Origin of the sequence: Pseudoalteromonas sp. A601 (genome assembly GCF_002165575.1) — a bacterium.
GTDB lineage: Bacteria > Pseudomonadota > Gammaproteobacteria > Enterobacterales > Alteromonadaceae > Pseudoalteromonas.
This window is the reverse complement of record NZ_MXQF01000003.1, coordinates 46,715-60,898: the sequence shown is the minus strand read 5'-3', so window position 1 is coordinate 60,898 and position 14,184 is coordinate 46,715. Positions and strand designations below refer to the sequence as shown.

General features: G+C 39.7%; 13 protein-coding genes. 3 read left to right on the top strand and 10 right to left on the bottom strand.

Features of this window, described 5'->3' with window-relative positions; all coding sequences use genetic code 11:
• The first annotated feature begins 63 nt into the window (after positions 1 to 63).
• Positions 64 to 2,247 carry a S9 family peptidase gene (locus tag B5G52_RS03135; protein ID WP_087531243.1) on the top strand — a complete coding sequence of 728 codons (2,184 nt, stop codon included), beginning with the start codon at positions 64 to 66 and terminating at the stop codon, positions 2,245 to 2,247.
• Between the two features lie 43 nt (positions 2,248 to 2,290).
• On the opposite strand, the gene B5G52_RS03130 is transcribed toward B5G52_RS03135, so the two are convergent.
• The 4 genes from B5G52_RS03130 to B5G52_RS03115 are packed head-to-tail and all read right to left on the bottom strand — an operon-like array spanning position 2,291 to position 6,017.
• Positions 2,291 to 3,775 carry an ATP-binding protein gene (locus tag B5G52_RS03130; RefSeq protein WP_087531242.1) on the bottom strand — a complete coding sequence of 495 codons (1,485 nt, stop codon included), beginning with the start codon at positions 3,773 to 3,775 and terminating at the stop codon, positions 2,291 to 2,293.
• A 10-nt stretch (positions 3,776 to 3,785) separates the two neighbouring features.
• Complete coding sequence (locus tag B5G52_RS03125) at positions 3,786 to 4,511, bottom strand: response regulator transcription factor (protein WP_087531241.1); 726 nt, start codon at positions 4,509 to 4,511, stop codon at positions 3,786 to 3,788.
• A gap of 58 nt (positions 4,512 to 4,569) precedes the next feature.
• Positions 4,570 to 5,304 carry a spondin domain-containing protein gene (locus tag B5G52_RS03120; protein ID WP_087531240.1) on the bottom strand — a complete coding sequence of 245 codons (735 nt, stop codon included), beginning with the start codon at positions 5,302 to 5,304 and terminating at the stop codon, positions 4,570 to 4,572.
• Between the two features lie 11 nt (positions 5,305 to 5,315).
• On the bottom strand, positions 5,316 to 6,017 hold the full coding sequence (locus tag B5G52_RS03115) for a spondin domain-containing protein (protein ID WP_087531239.1): 702 nt from the start codon (positions 6,015 to 6,017) through the stop codon (positions 5,316 to 5,318).
• A 352-nt stretch (positions 6,018 to 6,369) separates the two neighbouring features.
• Here B5G52_RS03115 and B5G52_RS03110 point away from each other — a divergent pair, with 352 nt between their 5' ends.
• Positions 6,370 to 6,741, top strand: a complete 372-nt coding sequence (locus tag B5G52_RS03110; RefSeq protein WP_087531238.1) for a DUF4870 domain-containing protein — start codon at positions 6,370 to 6,372, stop codon at positions 6,739 to 6,741.
• Positions 6,742 to 6,809: 68 nt separating this feature from the next.
• Complete coding sequence (locus B5G52_RS03105; RefSeq protein ID WP_087531237.1) at positions 6,810 to 7,244, top strand: YqaA family protein; 435 nt, start codon at positions 6,810 to 6,812, stop codon at positions 7,242 to 7,244.
• On the opposite strand, the gene folX is transcribed toward B5G52_RS03105, so the two are convergent.
• From folX to B5G52_RS03075, 6 genes are all read right to left on the bottom strand, one after another.
• Positions 7,241 to 7,600, bottom strand: a complete 360-nt coding sequence (gene folX / locus B5G52_RS03100; protein WP_087531236.1) for a dihydroneopterin triphosphate 2'-epimerase — start codon at positions 7,598 to 7,600, stop codon at positions 7,241 to 7,243. The two genes, B5G52_RS03105 and folX, sit on opposite strands and share 4 nt — an antisense overlap.
• A gap of 3 nt (positions 7,601 to 7,603) precedes the next feature.
• The gene (gene folE / locus B5G52_RS03095; protein WP_087531235.1) at positions 7,604 to 8,158 is read right to left on the bottom strand and encodes a GTP cyclohydrolase I FolE; all 555 of its coding nucleotides are present in this window, start codon (positions 8,156 to 8,158) and stop codon (positions 7,604 to 7,606) included.
• A 23-nt stretch (positions 8,159 to 8,181) separates the two neighbouring features.
• A complete protein-coding gene (folM, locus tag B5G52_RS03090; protein WP_087531234.1) occupies positions 8,182 to 8,901 on the bottom strand; it encodes a dihydromonapterin reductase in 720 nt (239 codons plus the stop codon).
• Positions 8,902 to 9,172: 271 nt separating this feature from the next.
• Positions 9,173 to 10,009: an ammonia-dependent NAD(+) synthetase gene (nadE, locus tag B5G52_RS03085; protein ID WP_087531233.1), complete on the bottom strand. Its 837-nt coding sequence runs from the start codon at positions 10,007 to 10,009 to the stop codon at positions 9,173 to 9,175.
• Positions 10,010 to 10,067: 58 nt separating this feature from the next.
• Positions 10,068 to 10,697: a YceH family protein gene (locus B5G52_RS03080; protein ID WP_087531232.1), complete on the bottom strand. Its 630-nt coding sequence runs from the start codon at positions 10,695 to 10,697 to the stop codon at positions 10,068 to 10,070.
• Between the two features lie 18 nt (positions 10,698 to 10,715).
• On the bottom strand, positions 10,716 to 14,048 hold the full coding sequence (locus B5G52_RS03075; RefSeq protein ID WP_254911133.1) for an ATP-binding protein: 3,333 nt from the start codon (positions 14,046 to 14,048) through the stop codon (positions 10,716 to 10,718).
• Positions 14,049 to 14,184 lie beyond the last annotated feature (136 nt).

The window sequence follows — 14,184 nt, the reverse complement described above, 5'->3', positions numbered from 1 at the left end:
TTGGTAACATACAAGTACATATATATTATGGAACATGGAAAAATAATAATTTTAGGGAATACTATGAAAACTCTCCATTCTTTTGCGCTCGCAGCGCTATCTGTCGCTGTTTTATCGGCATGCGATAAAGCCCCAGAACAAAAAAAACAATCAATAATTAACAACACTCAAAGTGTGGCTGAGCAAACTCAAGTGATTGCGCCAGTGGCAAAAAAAGTGCCTCATGAAATGACCATACATGAGGATACTCGCATCGATAATTATTACTGGATGCGTGATGATGAACGTAAAGACCCTGCTGTTATTGCATACCTTAATGCTGAAAATGCTTACACCGACCAACAGCTCGCGCATACAAAAAATCTTCAGGCGACTTTATTTGAAGAGCTAAAAGGGCGTATTCAAAAAGATGATGATTCAGTGCCGACCAAAAGTGGAGAGTATTTTTATTCATCACAAACGCGTGGTGATAATGAATATCCAACGTATGTACGTAGCACCGATGCTAAAGGCGCTGATCAAACGGTTATTTTAGATGTAAATAAATTGGCTGAAGGCCATGATTATTATTCAGCGACGGGTCTGTCTGTCAGCCCTAACGGTAATCTCCTTGCATATGGAGAAGACACTGTTAGTCGTCGTATTTATACTGTTTTAGTAAAAGACTTAACCACGGGCGAGCTGTTAAAAGATAAGCTTGAGGGCACTAGTGGCGATATTGTTTGGGCCAATGACAATAAAACCTTTTACTACATCAAAAAAGACTTACAAACATTATTAGGTTATCAAGTATATCGTCATACGCTTGGGTCGGCCCAATCAGAAGATGAGCTAGTATATGAAGAAACCAATACCAGTTATTACACCGGCCTAGGTAAAAGTAAAGATAAGCAAGAAATTTATATTTGGCATAGTAGCACCAGCGCGTCAGGCGTATCGGTTATCGATGCTAACAATATTAAAGCACAAGCCAAGCGCCTAATTGAGCGTGAAGAAAACCTTGAATACGATATATCTAAGCATGGTGATTGGTACTACATTGTAACGAATTTAGATGCAGTTAACTTTCAGCTAATGAAGGTACATAAAAACAAAGCGCACGATAAAACGAATTGGCAAACGGTGATTGCACCGCGCGACGATATTAAACTCGAAGGAGTTGATTTATTTGCCAATCACCTTGTTTATAAAGAGCGTGAAATGGGTCAATCTCGTTTAACTGTGCGCAACTTAACATCGGGCGATGAGCAAACATTGAGCTTCAATGATAGTAGTTATATGGTTCATGCTTATGGCAATAACGAGTTAGATAACCCAAGTTTACGTGTTTATTATGCCAGTATGACAACCCCAGGTACCTCATACGATATTGATTTAGATAGCGCTGAAAAAACCTTACTCAAACAGTTAAAAGTCGTCGGTGATTTTAATGCTGATAATTACGCATCGGAGCGCTTATTTATTAATGCTCGTGATGGCGTGAAAGTACCGGTGAGCTTGGTTTATCGCAAAGATAAATTTAAACAAGATGGCACCAATCCATTATTGCAATATGCGTATGGTTCATACGGTGCGACAATGGATCCTAGCTTCTCAAGCTCTCGCTTAAGCTTACTCGATCGGGGCTTTGTATTTGCCATTGCTCATATTCGTGGTTCGCAAATGCTGGGGCGCCCTTGGTATGAAGATGGCAAACTACTTAATAAGAAGAATACGTTTAACGATTTCGTTGATGTCACTAAGGGCTTAGTAAAACAGCAATATGGCGATGAAAATCAGATATTTGCTATGGGTGGTAGCGCTGGTGGATTATTAATGGGCGCGGTGGCTAATCAGGCTCCTGAGCTTTATCAGGGAATGGTAGCAGCAGTGCCGTTTGTTGATGTGGTGACTACGATGCTTGATGCAAGCCTTCCGCTGACAACGAATGAGTATGGAGAATGGGGTAACCCGAATGACAAAGTGTATTATGACTACATGTTGTCGTATTCTCCTTATGATCAAGTAAGCAAACAAGCTTATCCAAATATGCTGGTGACAACAGGTCTACATGATTCACAAGTACAATACTTTGAACCCGCTAAATGGGTTGCTAAGCTGCGTGATTATAAAACAGACGATAATAAACTACTGTTTAAAATAGATATGGAAGCTGGGCATGGCGGCGCATCTGGTCGCTTTAAAAGCCTTGAAGATACTGCTTTAAATTATGCGTTTATACTTGATTTAGCTGGTATTAAAAACTAACTACAATAAAAATTAATTAATGTTCTAAAGGTATAGCCAACGGCTATGCCTTTATTCTTTGTGGCAAGTTAAAGCTAAACATTGTCCCTTTACCTATTTCACTTTGAACCTTTATTTCACTGTCCATAAGTTTTAGTAAGCCTTTACAAATAGCTAGTCCTAAGCCACCTTGTTGGCGCCCTTCTTTATTAGAGTTGCTTGCTTGGTAATGAGCATTAAAGATAGCGTTCAGTTCATCATGTTTAATACCCACACCGGTATCAGAAACCTGCACAAATAATTGCTTTTGATCAATACGCTTAACGTGTACAGCTATGCTGCCGCCTCCAGCTGTGTGCCTTATTGCGTTATCGATTAAATTACTCAACACACGCTCAAGTTTTGCAATATCGGCAACGACAGGAAAATCGCAAATTGCAGGCTCTACGGTTAAATTAAGTCCTTTTTTCTCGGCGGTTAGTGAAAACTTGGCAATGCAATCGTAAATAAGTTCACCTAAATTAAAGGTTTCTTTGAGGATGTTTATTTCACCGCTTTCTAAATGGGCAAGCTCAAAAATCTGCTCAATAAGCTGCTTAAGCTGAGCGCAGTTATTAAGTGAAACATGCAAATACTCATGTTGTTCTTTAACGCTTAATTGTGAGCCCGATTGATTAAGCACTTCTAAAAACCCCTGCAAAGAGGCAAGTGGCGTTCGTAAGTCGTGAGATAAATGGGTAAGAAGCTCTTTGCGCTGTTTATCGCTTTGCTCAAGAGCTTTAAATTGCTCGTCAATACGAGTAACCATAGCTTGAATGTTACGGCCTAAACTGTGCACTTCGTTGTTCTTTTGTGTTGAATAATTACTGAGTTTTGTATCGGTGATATTGTAATTAGCCGCTTCAATGTTGCTTACATCATGAGCTAATCGTTGAATAGGATTGGTAAAAAAGCGAAGTAAAATAAGCATCGCAATTAGTAAAAATACAAACGCAGAACCCAACCATAAAGCAGCTAGCCATAACTTATCATTATTTTTGATTGTGTTTAAAGATGTGTCGTAAGCTTCGCCCCCAATAATTACATATAAGTAACCTTGCAACTTATCGTTATTAAATACAGGCGCTACGGAGAATATTTTTTGCTGCGCTTTATTTCTTGGGTTATCTCCATAAATTGGTGCTGCATCTGGGTTGTTAATCAGCTTTTTTAAAGGTGCTAAATTAATATTAGTGAGTTTAACTTTACCAGGCTCTGCTGAGTAAGTGAGGATTTTTCCGTTTTCATCTACAAAATAAAACTCAAATGCGGGGCCTAATAACATTAAGGTATGAAATAGGTTTTCTAGGGCTGCGTAATCGTATACACCTTCTTTTATTAATGGGTTATCTTGTACTAAATGCTCAGCAAGGGCTAAGTGCAGGTTTTGCTCGCCATGATGCTTTGAGGTGAGCTCCAGTTGTTTACTCCAGCTATAAACTAGTGCGCAAATAAAACAAAATATAACAACCAACGACACCGCTAATTTTTGATACAAAGATAGGTTCATAATAAGGCTCTTAAGTAAGTTGGCTTGGATTTAGTTTGTAGCCAACGCCCCAAACGGTTTCGATAATCGGCGCTTGATGGTGTAGCTCAAGCTTAGCGCGTAACCTATTTATGTGTGAGTTAACGGTATGCTCGTACCCGCTGTGTTGATACCCCCATACTTTGTCGAGCAATTGCTGGCGACTAAAAACATGGTTTGGATGGCGAGCAAAATAAACCAGTAAATCAAATTCAGTGGCGGTGAGGTTAAGTGCCTGTTCGTCTAAATAAACTTGGTGTGAGCTAAATTCAATATTGAGTGAGCCTATATTTAGCGTTTGTTCTTTGCATGGGCTGTCATTTTCGTTATTTTGAATAGCTAGAAGCTGTGAGCGATGGCGTAATTGTGTTTTAACGCGGGCTTGTAATTCGCGAGCAAAAAAGGGTTTGCAAATATAGTCATCAGCGCCCATTTCAAGTCCAATTACGCGGTCCATATCGCTACTGAGCGCGGTAAGTAAAATAACGGAGATGGTAGGGTAGTGCTCTTTAATTTTACGGCATAGGCTCAAGCCATCCATTTGTGGCAGGTTTATATCCAGTAAAATAAGCCCGTATGATTGTTTTGCTATTTTCTTAAGTGCGAGCTCAGCGCTTACAACATGATCAACATGCAAATTTAACGAAGCAAGTTGCGTTGTTATTAATTGTCCTATTTCTCTGTCGTCTTCTACTACCAGTATTTTTTCGTGCCGCATAGTTAACCTCGTAAAAAAGGGACATCCGTGTCGCCTCACTTCCCCATTACAAGCTGTTTTACTGTGTACGAGTGATCACGATTTTCGATACTGGGTTATCAAACTTTTGTTCGGCAGCTAGTGCAGAGGTTGATAAGCCATCTTGATTAGACACAATACCTGGGTGCATTGTGATTATATCTGCAATATCGTCGCGTATTTCATTAAACCCTTCGCCGCTAGCAGCGGGACCCGGCACAGTGTCAGCTGTTTCTGTATTCGCTTCCGTACCTGCATCGTAAGCTGGCGTTGTTCTTGATATTGAACTGCCTACTTCCAGTGTTGATATATCTACAGAACTAAGACCGGTAAAAGCGTCATTTGTATTCCCAAGCATTGCAGCAAAAGATAAATTAAGAACATCTTGTGCATCAACTAAGAGAGTTACAGAGGTTGTTTCGCCAGGGCCAATACCGCCTTCAGCCGAGACTGAAGCAAGTGCATTTTCGTCACTAAGGTACTCTTCATTAGCGCCGCTTTCAGCAATCATTTCTAAACCGACAGAAGCCGTCTCACCAAATTTCCATGGTGGGGTTTCATCAAATGCAATCACTGACAGGGGGGATAGCGGTTGGCCAGCCGTTAAGTTACTAAAAGTGATAGTAAACTCATAAACGACAGGTTCTGGTTCAACAACAACTACAGGTTCTTGATCTTCAATCGGGTCGCTATTGTCGTTGTCGCCACATGCGGCTAGTGAGCTGGCTAACATTAAAATAAGGGCACTTTTTTTAAAATTAGAAAGAGATGACATAATTAACTCTCCTATTTAACCGTCACAGTTAATTTTGCAACAGGGTTTAACCATCTGTGTACCGTGTTATTTAAATCACTATTACCACTTTCAAGGTCGTCATCGCCTAGGGCCCCCGGATGAATGTGAACCATAGTATTTGTGTCGCCAGTTGTAATACCGGTACCGTTAGTGCCTGCTTGGCCGCCCGGCGCTGCAGGGATACCTAATACACCTGGTGCACCTGAGCCGTCTACTACAAGCTCGTTATTTGCTTCGGTGCCTGCATCATAGCCATTTAGGTAAACAGTATAAGTGCCTGCTTCTGTTGGGACTTTCCAGCTATCGAGACCTACAAACCCATCATTTGTTGGAAGTAGCATAGCGGTTACAGATAGGTATTCGTTGCCATCGGTAGTTGTTAACCCTGCTGTTGCAGACGCCGCTGGTGCCAATAAACCAGCTGCTGGGTTTTCTGCAATATCGCTGCTCGACGCTGATGCTTGAGTAACAAGTGCTGAAATATCGCCGCCTTCTGCCATTGCTTGCAATGCAGAAGAGGCTTCGGTTGCTACTTCAAATAATTTGTCTTCGCTATCGTGGGCTGTTATTAGCACCGGAGTGAAGTAAAGGCCTTTGGTAAGGTTAGTAATTTCTACTTCTAGCTCTGCTGCCAGTGTTGATTGGCTAGCTACTACTAAAAGAGTTGCGACTGTAAATGCTGAAGCTTTCATTGTTATTTCCTGTAAGTGATGATTCAGGCTAAGTATTGAATAACCACCTCAAGAAACTTTCACAAAGTTATCACTTTTTTATCACAGCGCTACCAGAGCACATTTTGTAATATAAATTGTTGCAGTTGTTTGATTATTCGTTGTGAGTCTGAGCTAACAAGTAGCAAAAAGAATTGCTAGCTCTTTACTATTAATGACTTTTACCGTTCTTGTTTTCGATAGTTGTAAATGCATTCTGTTTAAAGTTTCGTAACCTGAGTATTCGTCAATGTTTTAATTAAATTTTTATTGTTGGTTGTTTTATAGACATCAAGCCTTAAAACCGTCAATATAGATAAAAAAGGAGGTTGTAATGGAAGAAAATCAACAGGTTGAACCAGTTGAAGTAGATAAAGAGCAGCGTACATGGGCAATGCTATGTCATTTAAGCGCATTGGCAGGGTTTATTGTGCCAATGGGCAGTATTATTGGCCCATTAATCGTTTGGTTAATCAAAAAAGATGAAATGCCGATTGTGAATGAGCATGGTAAAAAATCGTTAAACTTTCAAATCACTATGCTGATAGCTTACATTATCTGTTTTATTTTAATGTTTGTTGTGATTGGCGTTATTTTACTTCCTATCGTAGCTGTATTTTCATTCGTTATGGTGGTGATTGGAGCTATAAAAGCTAATGATGGTAAAGAGTTTAACTACCCAATTACGTTAAATTTGATAAAATAATTTATCAAATTAATTATAAAAACCCAGCAACATTGCTGGGTTTTTATTTGCTTAACCAATAGAGAAATATGGCGTATTTAAGCTTATTTTTAACGGCATTCATCTCGGCAACCTTATTACCCAGCTCTTCAGAGGTTGTGTTAATGGCCATGATAACGCAGGGAGACTACCTGCTTTGGCTATTGTGGTTGGCAGCCACTGTGGGTAATGTTTTAGGTAGTTGTATTAATTACTGGCTGGGTACACAAGTAATGCGGTTTAAAGATCGTAAATGGTTTCCGGTTTCGCAAACAAATATAGACAAAGCCCAAGTGCGTTTTGAAAAATACGGTGTGTATAGTTTATTGTTTGCGTGGCTACCCATAGTAGGTGATCCGCTCACTGTTGTTGGGGGGATTTTTAAGGTGCACTGGTGGACATTTATATGCTTGGTCGCACTTGGCAAAGGGACACGCTATTTGATGGTGCTGGCCTTTGCCGTAGGCTTAGATAAAGTGATTTAAGGCTTCACCCAATCAAGTGTGAGGGATACTGAATCAGCGAAGCGTAACGCATGTGGTTTATCTACACGTGCTTTTGCATAATGTACACTGTTGTGACTATGGCAAGCAGCTAAAATCTCTGCTACGAGTTTTTCTAAAAGCAAAAAATGCCCGTTTTCTACTATGTTTATCACCTTTTTGGTGATCACTTTGTAGTTTAAAGCTTGATCAACCTCATCGGTTTCACACGCTTGCTCAGCAGGGTAATGGATTTCTAGATTAATCACTACATCTTGCTTTTTTTCACGTTCTTCAGGGTTAAAGCCGATAAAGGTGCGCAGCCGCAAGTTAGTAACATTAATTATCGCATTGGCCATAGGTTAACCTTTTATCAATTGTAAAAACTCATTGCGGGTTTTAGGATCAGCCCTAAAGTTACCTAGCATAACCGATGTACGCATGCTTGAGTTTTGCTTTTCAACACCGCGCATCATCATACACATGTGTTTTGCTTCCACTATAACGCCAACACCTTTCGCGCCCGTAACTTCTTCAACGGCTTTGGCTATTTGATGGGTTAATTGTTCTTGAATTTGAAAACGTCGTGCGTACATATCTACAATACGTGCAAACTTAGATAAGCCTAATACTTTACCATTTGGAATGTAGGCAATGTGGCAACGTCCAACAAAAGGCAATAGGTGGTGCTCACACATTGAATAAAGCTCAATATCTTGTATTAATACCATATCATCGGCATCTGATGTGAATACTGCATTATTGGTAATTTCATCGAGTGTTTCGCGATAGCCTTTAGTTAAATACTCCATCGCTTTAGCTGCGCGCTTAGGTGTATCAAGCAAGCCTTCACGTTGTGGATCTTCACCCACAGCACTGATTATTTCTTGGTAGCTATTCTTTAATTCATTGTGCATAAAGTTCTCAATTTTTAAATACGTTATTTTAAATGTCTACCACCATCCACTGGAATTGAACGCCCAGTGATGTAATGGCTATTTAGTAATAGTTCGACGCTGTTAATAATTTCTTGGCAACCAGGCTCAATACCCATCAGGGATTTTTTTAGCGTTTTTTTGCGATAAGCTTCGTCGTCGTCCTGATTAAATATAATCAACGAGGGAGCAACAGAGTTCACTTTAATTTGCGGTGCAAACTTAGCTGAAAAAGATCGTGTTAGGTTATCTAGTGCAGCTTTACTTGCTGCATAGGCGAGATGTTTTGGGCTACCTGTTTCAACAACATAGTCAGTTAGATGAATAATATCAGCTGGGGTATGTTCATTGTTTTGATGCGCTATTAAAAGATCAGCACAATTTAAATTAATTAAATAAGGTGCTTTGGCATGGATGCGCATCATATTATCAAATAAGTCAGCACTGTCTGGATTATTGGCTTCGCAATCCCAGCTTGAGGCATTGTGAATAATAGCTTTTAGTGACTGAGTGTGGCTTTTTAATGTTGCGATGAAATCAAATATTGTTTCATTACTTTTAAAATCAGCGGGCAAACATGTTATTCCCAATGATTCTAATTCATCGATTGAGCTGTGGCGTGTGCGGTAAGTAATAATTACTTTTTGCCCTGCGCTGCGCAGGTGTTTTGCGAGCGCTAAACCTATACGTTGGCCTGCGCCAGTTATCAAAATCGGCGATGTCATAAATGTGGCAGCTCTCTACTAAACGCGATGTTTTAATTCTAGTCACTATAAACTAAATTACAGTAGCATTTCACCTATAGTCTCATTGGCTTATTAAACTTTTTACGAATTAACGAGTTTATTCGATCAATGTGTTGAGTATTATCACTATAACCATACTTTATTATGCTCGATATTTATGTGCCAAAATGAAAAGTGGGCAATTAATTGCATTTTTGTTGCTATTAATTGCCCTTGAGGTGGTGTTTACTTTGTACGAATTAACTCACAACTACTCTTCGTCATAAACAGTTGGAATAGCTTGGCGTTTGTGCTGAGTACGTAGGTATATAGCAATAAGCTTATCACTTACTTCATCGGTCACTGGCTTGCCTTCTAAAAAATCATCTATTTGCTCATAGCTAAGACCTAGCGCTTCTTCATCAGTTAAGCCTGGGCGGTCGCATTCTAAGTCAGCAGTTGGCGCTTTAGTTACCAGTAGCTCTGGAGCACCTAGCTCCTTCGCTAGCGCTCTAACTTGACGTTTTGATAAACCAAATAGTGGCGCCAAATCGCATGCTCCATCACCAAACTTGGTATAAAAACCCGTAATGTTTTCAGCGCTGTGATCAGTGCCAACCACTAAGCCTTGAGTAAAACCGGCGATCTCATATTGCGCTATCATACGCTGGCGCGCTTTAACATTACCTTTAATAAAGTCGACTTGGGCTTGTTCTGGCACGGTTTCACCACAGCCTACAATCGCCGCGAGAGCCTGTTCATGCATCCCATCCGCCGCGGGTTTGATATTGACGGTTAAGCGCTTACTCGGTTGAATAAAATCAACGGCTAGTTGGGCTTCGTCTTCATCTGCTTGTATTCCATAAGGTAAGCGTACAGCGATAAATTGGTATTTATCAGTATTTTGCTCTTCATTTAACTGGTTAACAGCAAGTTGGCACAAACGGCCACAGGTTGACGAGTCAACGCCGCCGCTAATCCCTAATACCAATGAGCGAGAATATGCCGCAACAAGGCGATTTTTGATAAAACTAACACGGCGGTTAATTTCATTACTTATATCTATATTTGGCTGAACTTTCATTTCCGCCACTATGTCGGCACGCATTAATAGCTCCTGATTATTTAAGGGGGTTGAGTATATTATGTTATTCATAGCGCTTAATTTAAAGCCCTAAATGTTGCTTAATTTTTTGTAATTCAGTTTTCAACGCATCTATTTCAGCAAGTAATTCGTCCATTTCTTGCGTTTTTAATTGTGTTGGCTCTGGCTCGTCTGACACCGCATACTCAACGTTTGGTGAATCAGTGAATAAATGACTGTAACGGCTTTCTCTTTTACCTGCTTCGCACGGGTGTTTGATTACATATTCTTGCGAGATAAGTGCATTAAGAGCAGCTTCAACTTCAGCTACATTAGAAAAATCGGCAAGGCGATTACTCCGGGTTCTCAATTCTCCCGGTGTTTGTGCTCCACGTAGTAACATTAAACATATAATTGCACGCTCATGCTCAGTAAACTTGAGGCTACCAAATTCAGTATTACAAAACCTGTGTGCATATTTAGTCACACGGCCTGATAAGCCCTCATCTTTGGTAACGAGACGTCGCGCTTCAAGTTCGTCTAAGGTGTTCTGCACTTGGTTTTGTGTTAAACAAAGCACAGGTTCTCTGCTAGATTTTTGGTTGCACGCATTTACAAGGCTGTTTAAAGACAGCGGGTAGTGTTCAGGGGTTGTACTTTGTTTTTCTAATAGGCAGCCGATTACACGCTGCTGAGTGGCTGTTAATTCCATTATCTTTCCTTATTGTTTTTATTGGCTAAGCCAATGCTCTAACTTGGGGTTTAAAGCATTAAAGTCGAGCGGCTTTGTAAGGTAGTCACTCATGCCTGCTGCTATGCATTTTTCTCTATCCCCCTGCATAGCGTTTGCAGTAAGCGCTATTATGGTAACATTTCTGTATTCTTCACCGGCTTCACCCATGCGTATGGCTTGAGTTGCTTGGTAGCCATCCATTTCGGGCATTTGGCAATCCATTAATAACAATTTATAGGGCGATGTAGTGTTATTTTTTAATGTCTCAATTGCTTCTAAACCATTTTCAGCGATATCAAAATTGATACCTGCTTGCTTTAAAAGTGCAGAGGCAACCACTTGGTTAACCTTGTTATCTTCAACTAGTAGAATTTTTATTTCACTTGAAGAACTAGGGCTTGGTGAATTGATTGCTGCTAGCGGGAGAATATTATTTTGTTGTTGTTCTACAAACTTATCATTCGCCAGTGAATCGAATAAATCAGAAGGGGTCAAAGGTTTGAAAATAATGCAGTCAGCTTCTATTGGTAAGTTCGCATTTTCTTGGGAAAAGCTCATCGGTGCCATTAATATTAGTTTTACTTTGTGGATTTTTAAGTAATTCTTAAGTTGATTTAAGTCGTCGTTACCGACGCTTGATAGGTAGCTATAGTCAACTATCATCGCGTCTATCACATCTGAAGCTGTGCCTAGGTGCTGGCTTAGTGCGTTATAATCACTAATTACAGTCGGCTGCGCCCCCCATACAGTGAGTTGTTTATATGCAATCGAACTGTTTAGTGGGCAGCTATCTATAATTAATATATGTTTGTCATTAATCAGATGGCTAGGCAAACTATTTTCTTGATTTAGAAGTGACTTCACTTTGATTGAGAAAGTAAACGTGCTGCCTTGTTCTGGCACACTAGTGACGTTGACCTCACCATTCATTAAATGACATAGCTGTTTAACAATCGCTAAGCCTAGTCCTGTGCCACCATATTGACGCGTAGTTGAGGTATCTGCTTGAGTAAATGAGTCAAATAAATGAGCTTGTTTATCTGCGTTAATGCCAATCCCCGTATCAACGATTGAACAATGTAAGAAGGTGCCATCAGTGGTGTCTTTTAAGTCAGCAATAACAATTATTTCGCCATTTTCAGTAAATTTTACGGCATTACCTAGTAAATTATTGATAATCTGACGTAATCTATTTGGATCACTGATAATTTCACTTACGTTGATTCTAGTTGCATCTAAAATGAGCTTTGTATTGTTTTGCTCAACCTTAAGCGCAAAAGATTCCACAACTTCCCCTAATAATTTAGGTAAATTAAAAGCAACATATTCAATATCTAGTTTGCCAGCTTCAATTTTGGAGAAGTCTAAAATATCGTTAATGATATTTAGTAATGAGTGACCAGAGGATTGCGCTAGTTGAATATGGTGTAATTGTTGTGGATCGAGTTGTGTTTGTTGCACAATATTAAGCATGCCTAATACACCGTTCATTGGTGTGCGAATCTCATGGCTCATACTCGCTAAAAACTCACCTTTTGCAGCTACTGCATACTCAGCGGCTTCTTTTGCTGCAACCAACTGTTGCTCGGTTTCAATGCGTTGTTCACTTGAGTGTAAGCTGCCAATGAGGGCTGCAACGGCAATTAAAAAGCTTTCTTCATTACGAGACCAATCTCGAGAGTTGTAACATTGCTCAGCACACACAATACCTATGGCTCCACTTCCTCCTACTATAGTAACAATTAACATGGATTCAATTTCTAATAAAGAAAGATAAGAGTCGCAAAGTGGGGCCGTCAGTTCATTTGAGCATGCATTCGACACTCTGATCACAGCCTGATTATCAATCGCAGTAAAGAAGGTGCTAATTTTATCCTTTTTCCACGCCTTAAAAGTTATTCCATCTGGTAAAGAATTGCCGTAATTAGCATATGGCTGCAAGATATCTCGATCGTCATTAAATAGCCAAATACTTGCTCGCTCAACCTTTAAAGCTTGGCATATAGCTTGAGTAATTACGTCTTTGGATTGCTTTAGATAACCTGTTAAAATTGCTTTATGTGATGTTAACGAAGCTAATGTCTCGTTGTGTAGAGCAATTTTATTATTCTCAAGCTCACTGCATTTACGAGAGTGTATATTTTGTAAAGAACCAAAAATACGTACGCAGTGACCATTACGCATTTCTGCTTCACCATGTACTAAAGCCCATATTGCCTGGCCATCCGAGTCGACTATTTCAATTTCAGCTTCATAATTTTCGCCAAATTTAATTGCTCGTTCTACCAGCTCTTTGATTGTGTCTCGGCTCTCTCCCTCTTTAAAATAATTTAAATTAGTTGGCCAATCAGGCTGCTGTTCAAGAGGGTATTTAAATATCTTTTTAGTTGTGTCTGACCAATAGACTTGTTTGCTATCAAGACTAAAAGACCAAGCGCCAATTTTGGCTAAGCTACTCATGGTGGTAAGCATTTTTTCACTTTGCTGCTGACGGCTGAGCATTTTTAAAAAGAATAAAAATGCCCAAATCAGTAGTCCAAGAATAGTAATAATCGCAAACCTAAGAGGCCAAATAGTTGATGCTGGAGGTGCCCAACCAGCTTTGGGGGCCACATATATTTCCCACTCACCGCCTTGAAACGTTAAATTTAACTGTAGTGGTGAACGTGTCAGGATATCAGCATTACCAAAGAAGAAGTCGCCATTACTTCCCAATCCATTTTGTCCTTGAATAGCTACATCAAAATCGTTTTTTAATTGGTTAAAGCCTGAGTTTTCGTAAATTTTCTCTATATCTAGCACAACTGATAGGAGCCCCCAAAATGAGTTGTCTTTGGTAAGATAAACGGGCACTCTGGCGATAAGAGCTTCTTCCCCTTGAATTAGTTTGAGAGGTCCTGCCATGACTATTTCATTACTATCTCGCGCACGAATTGCGTCAGCACGCTGGTTGTCATTTTCTAAAAAATTCAGACCAATAGCCTTTTCATTACCTTTTAATGGATATGTCATACGAATAACCATGTTGGGTGCTGCACCAATGTTACGTAATTCAGAAGATGTAGCGAATAAAGGTTTTGCAATTTGCGTAAAACGTTGTTGGTCTAAGTTTGGCTCTGCAGCTACTGCTACACCAAGGCCACGAACAAGTTGAATATTTGATACCAAGGTTGACTCAAGCTGCGCTCTATAATTACTCACTTCAGACAAAATAAGTAAGCGATGAGCTTCTTTAGCCCGATTATAGTTAATTCTATCGAGTACTACGCAGGTGATTAATATAAATAAAAGAGATAACCAAAACGCCAGCTTAAATTTTGATATTTGCATGTGGTCTTTAGTTGGTGACAATGGCATTGGCGTACGTACTTTTAAGATAAGGCACTTCAACTATAGCTAATTATTAGCGGAAATAAAAATCTCTACGAGAAATACCAACATCAATATCATCGAATTTTATTAGTGT

Excerpts from the sequence above, each read along its gene's own strand:
- B5G52_RS03135 (WP_087531243.1), top strand. The coding sequence starts at position 64 with ATGAAAACTCTCCATTCTTTTGCGCTCGCAGCGCTATCTGTCGCTGTT.
- B5G52_RS03130 (WP_087531242.1), bottom strand. The coding sequence starts at position 3,775 with ATGAACCTATCTTTGTATCAAAAATTAGCGGTGTCGTTGGTTGTTATA.
- B5G52_RS03125 (WP_087531241.1), bottom strand. The coding sequence starts at position 4,511 with ATGCGGCACGAAAAAATACTGGTAGTAGAAGACGACAGAGAAATAGGA.
- B5G52_RS03120 (WP_087531240.1), bottom strand. The coding sequence starts at position 5,304 with ATGTCATCTCTTTCTAATTTTAAAAAAAGTGCCCTTATTTTAATGTTA.
- B5G52_RS03115 (WP_087531239.1), bottom strand. The coding sequence starts at position 6,017 with ATGAAAGCTTCAGCATTTACAGTCGCAACTCTTTTAGTAGTAGCTAGC.
- B5G52_RS03110 (WP_087531238.1), top strand. The coding sequence starts at position 6,370 with ATGGAAGAAAATCAACAGGTTGAACCAGTTGAAGTAGATAAAGAGCAG.
- B5G52_RS03105 (WP_087531237.1), top strand. The coding sequence starts at position 6,810 with ATGGCGTATTTAAGCTTATTTTTAACGGCATTCATCTCGGCAACCTTA.
- folX (WP_087531236.1), bottom strand. The coding sequence starts at position 7,600 with ATGGCCAATGCGATAATTAATGTTACTAACTTGCGGCTGCGCACCTTT.
- folE (WP_087531235.1), bottom strand. The coding sequence starts at position 8,158 with ATGCACAATGAATTAAAGAATAGCTACCAAGAAATAATCAGTGCTGTG.
- folM (WP_087531234.1), bottom strand. The coding sequence starts at position 8,901 with ATGACATCGCCGATTTTGATAACTGGCGCAGGCCAACGTATAGGTTTA.
- nadE (WP_087531233.1), bottom strand. The coding sequence starts at position 10,009 with ATGCGTGCCGACATAGTGGCGGAAATGAAAGTTCAGCCAAATATAGAT.
- B5G52_RS03080 (WP_087531232.1), bottom strand. The coding sequence starts at position 10,697 with ATGGAATTAACAGCCACTCAGCAGCGTGTAATCGGCTGCCTATTAGAA.
- B5G52_RS03075 (WP_254911133.1), bottom strand. The coding sequence starts at position 14,048 with ATGCAAATATCAAAATTTAAGCTGGCGTTTTGGTTATCTCTTTTATTT.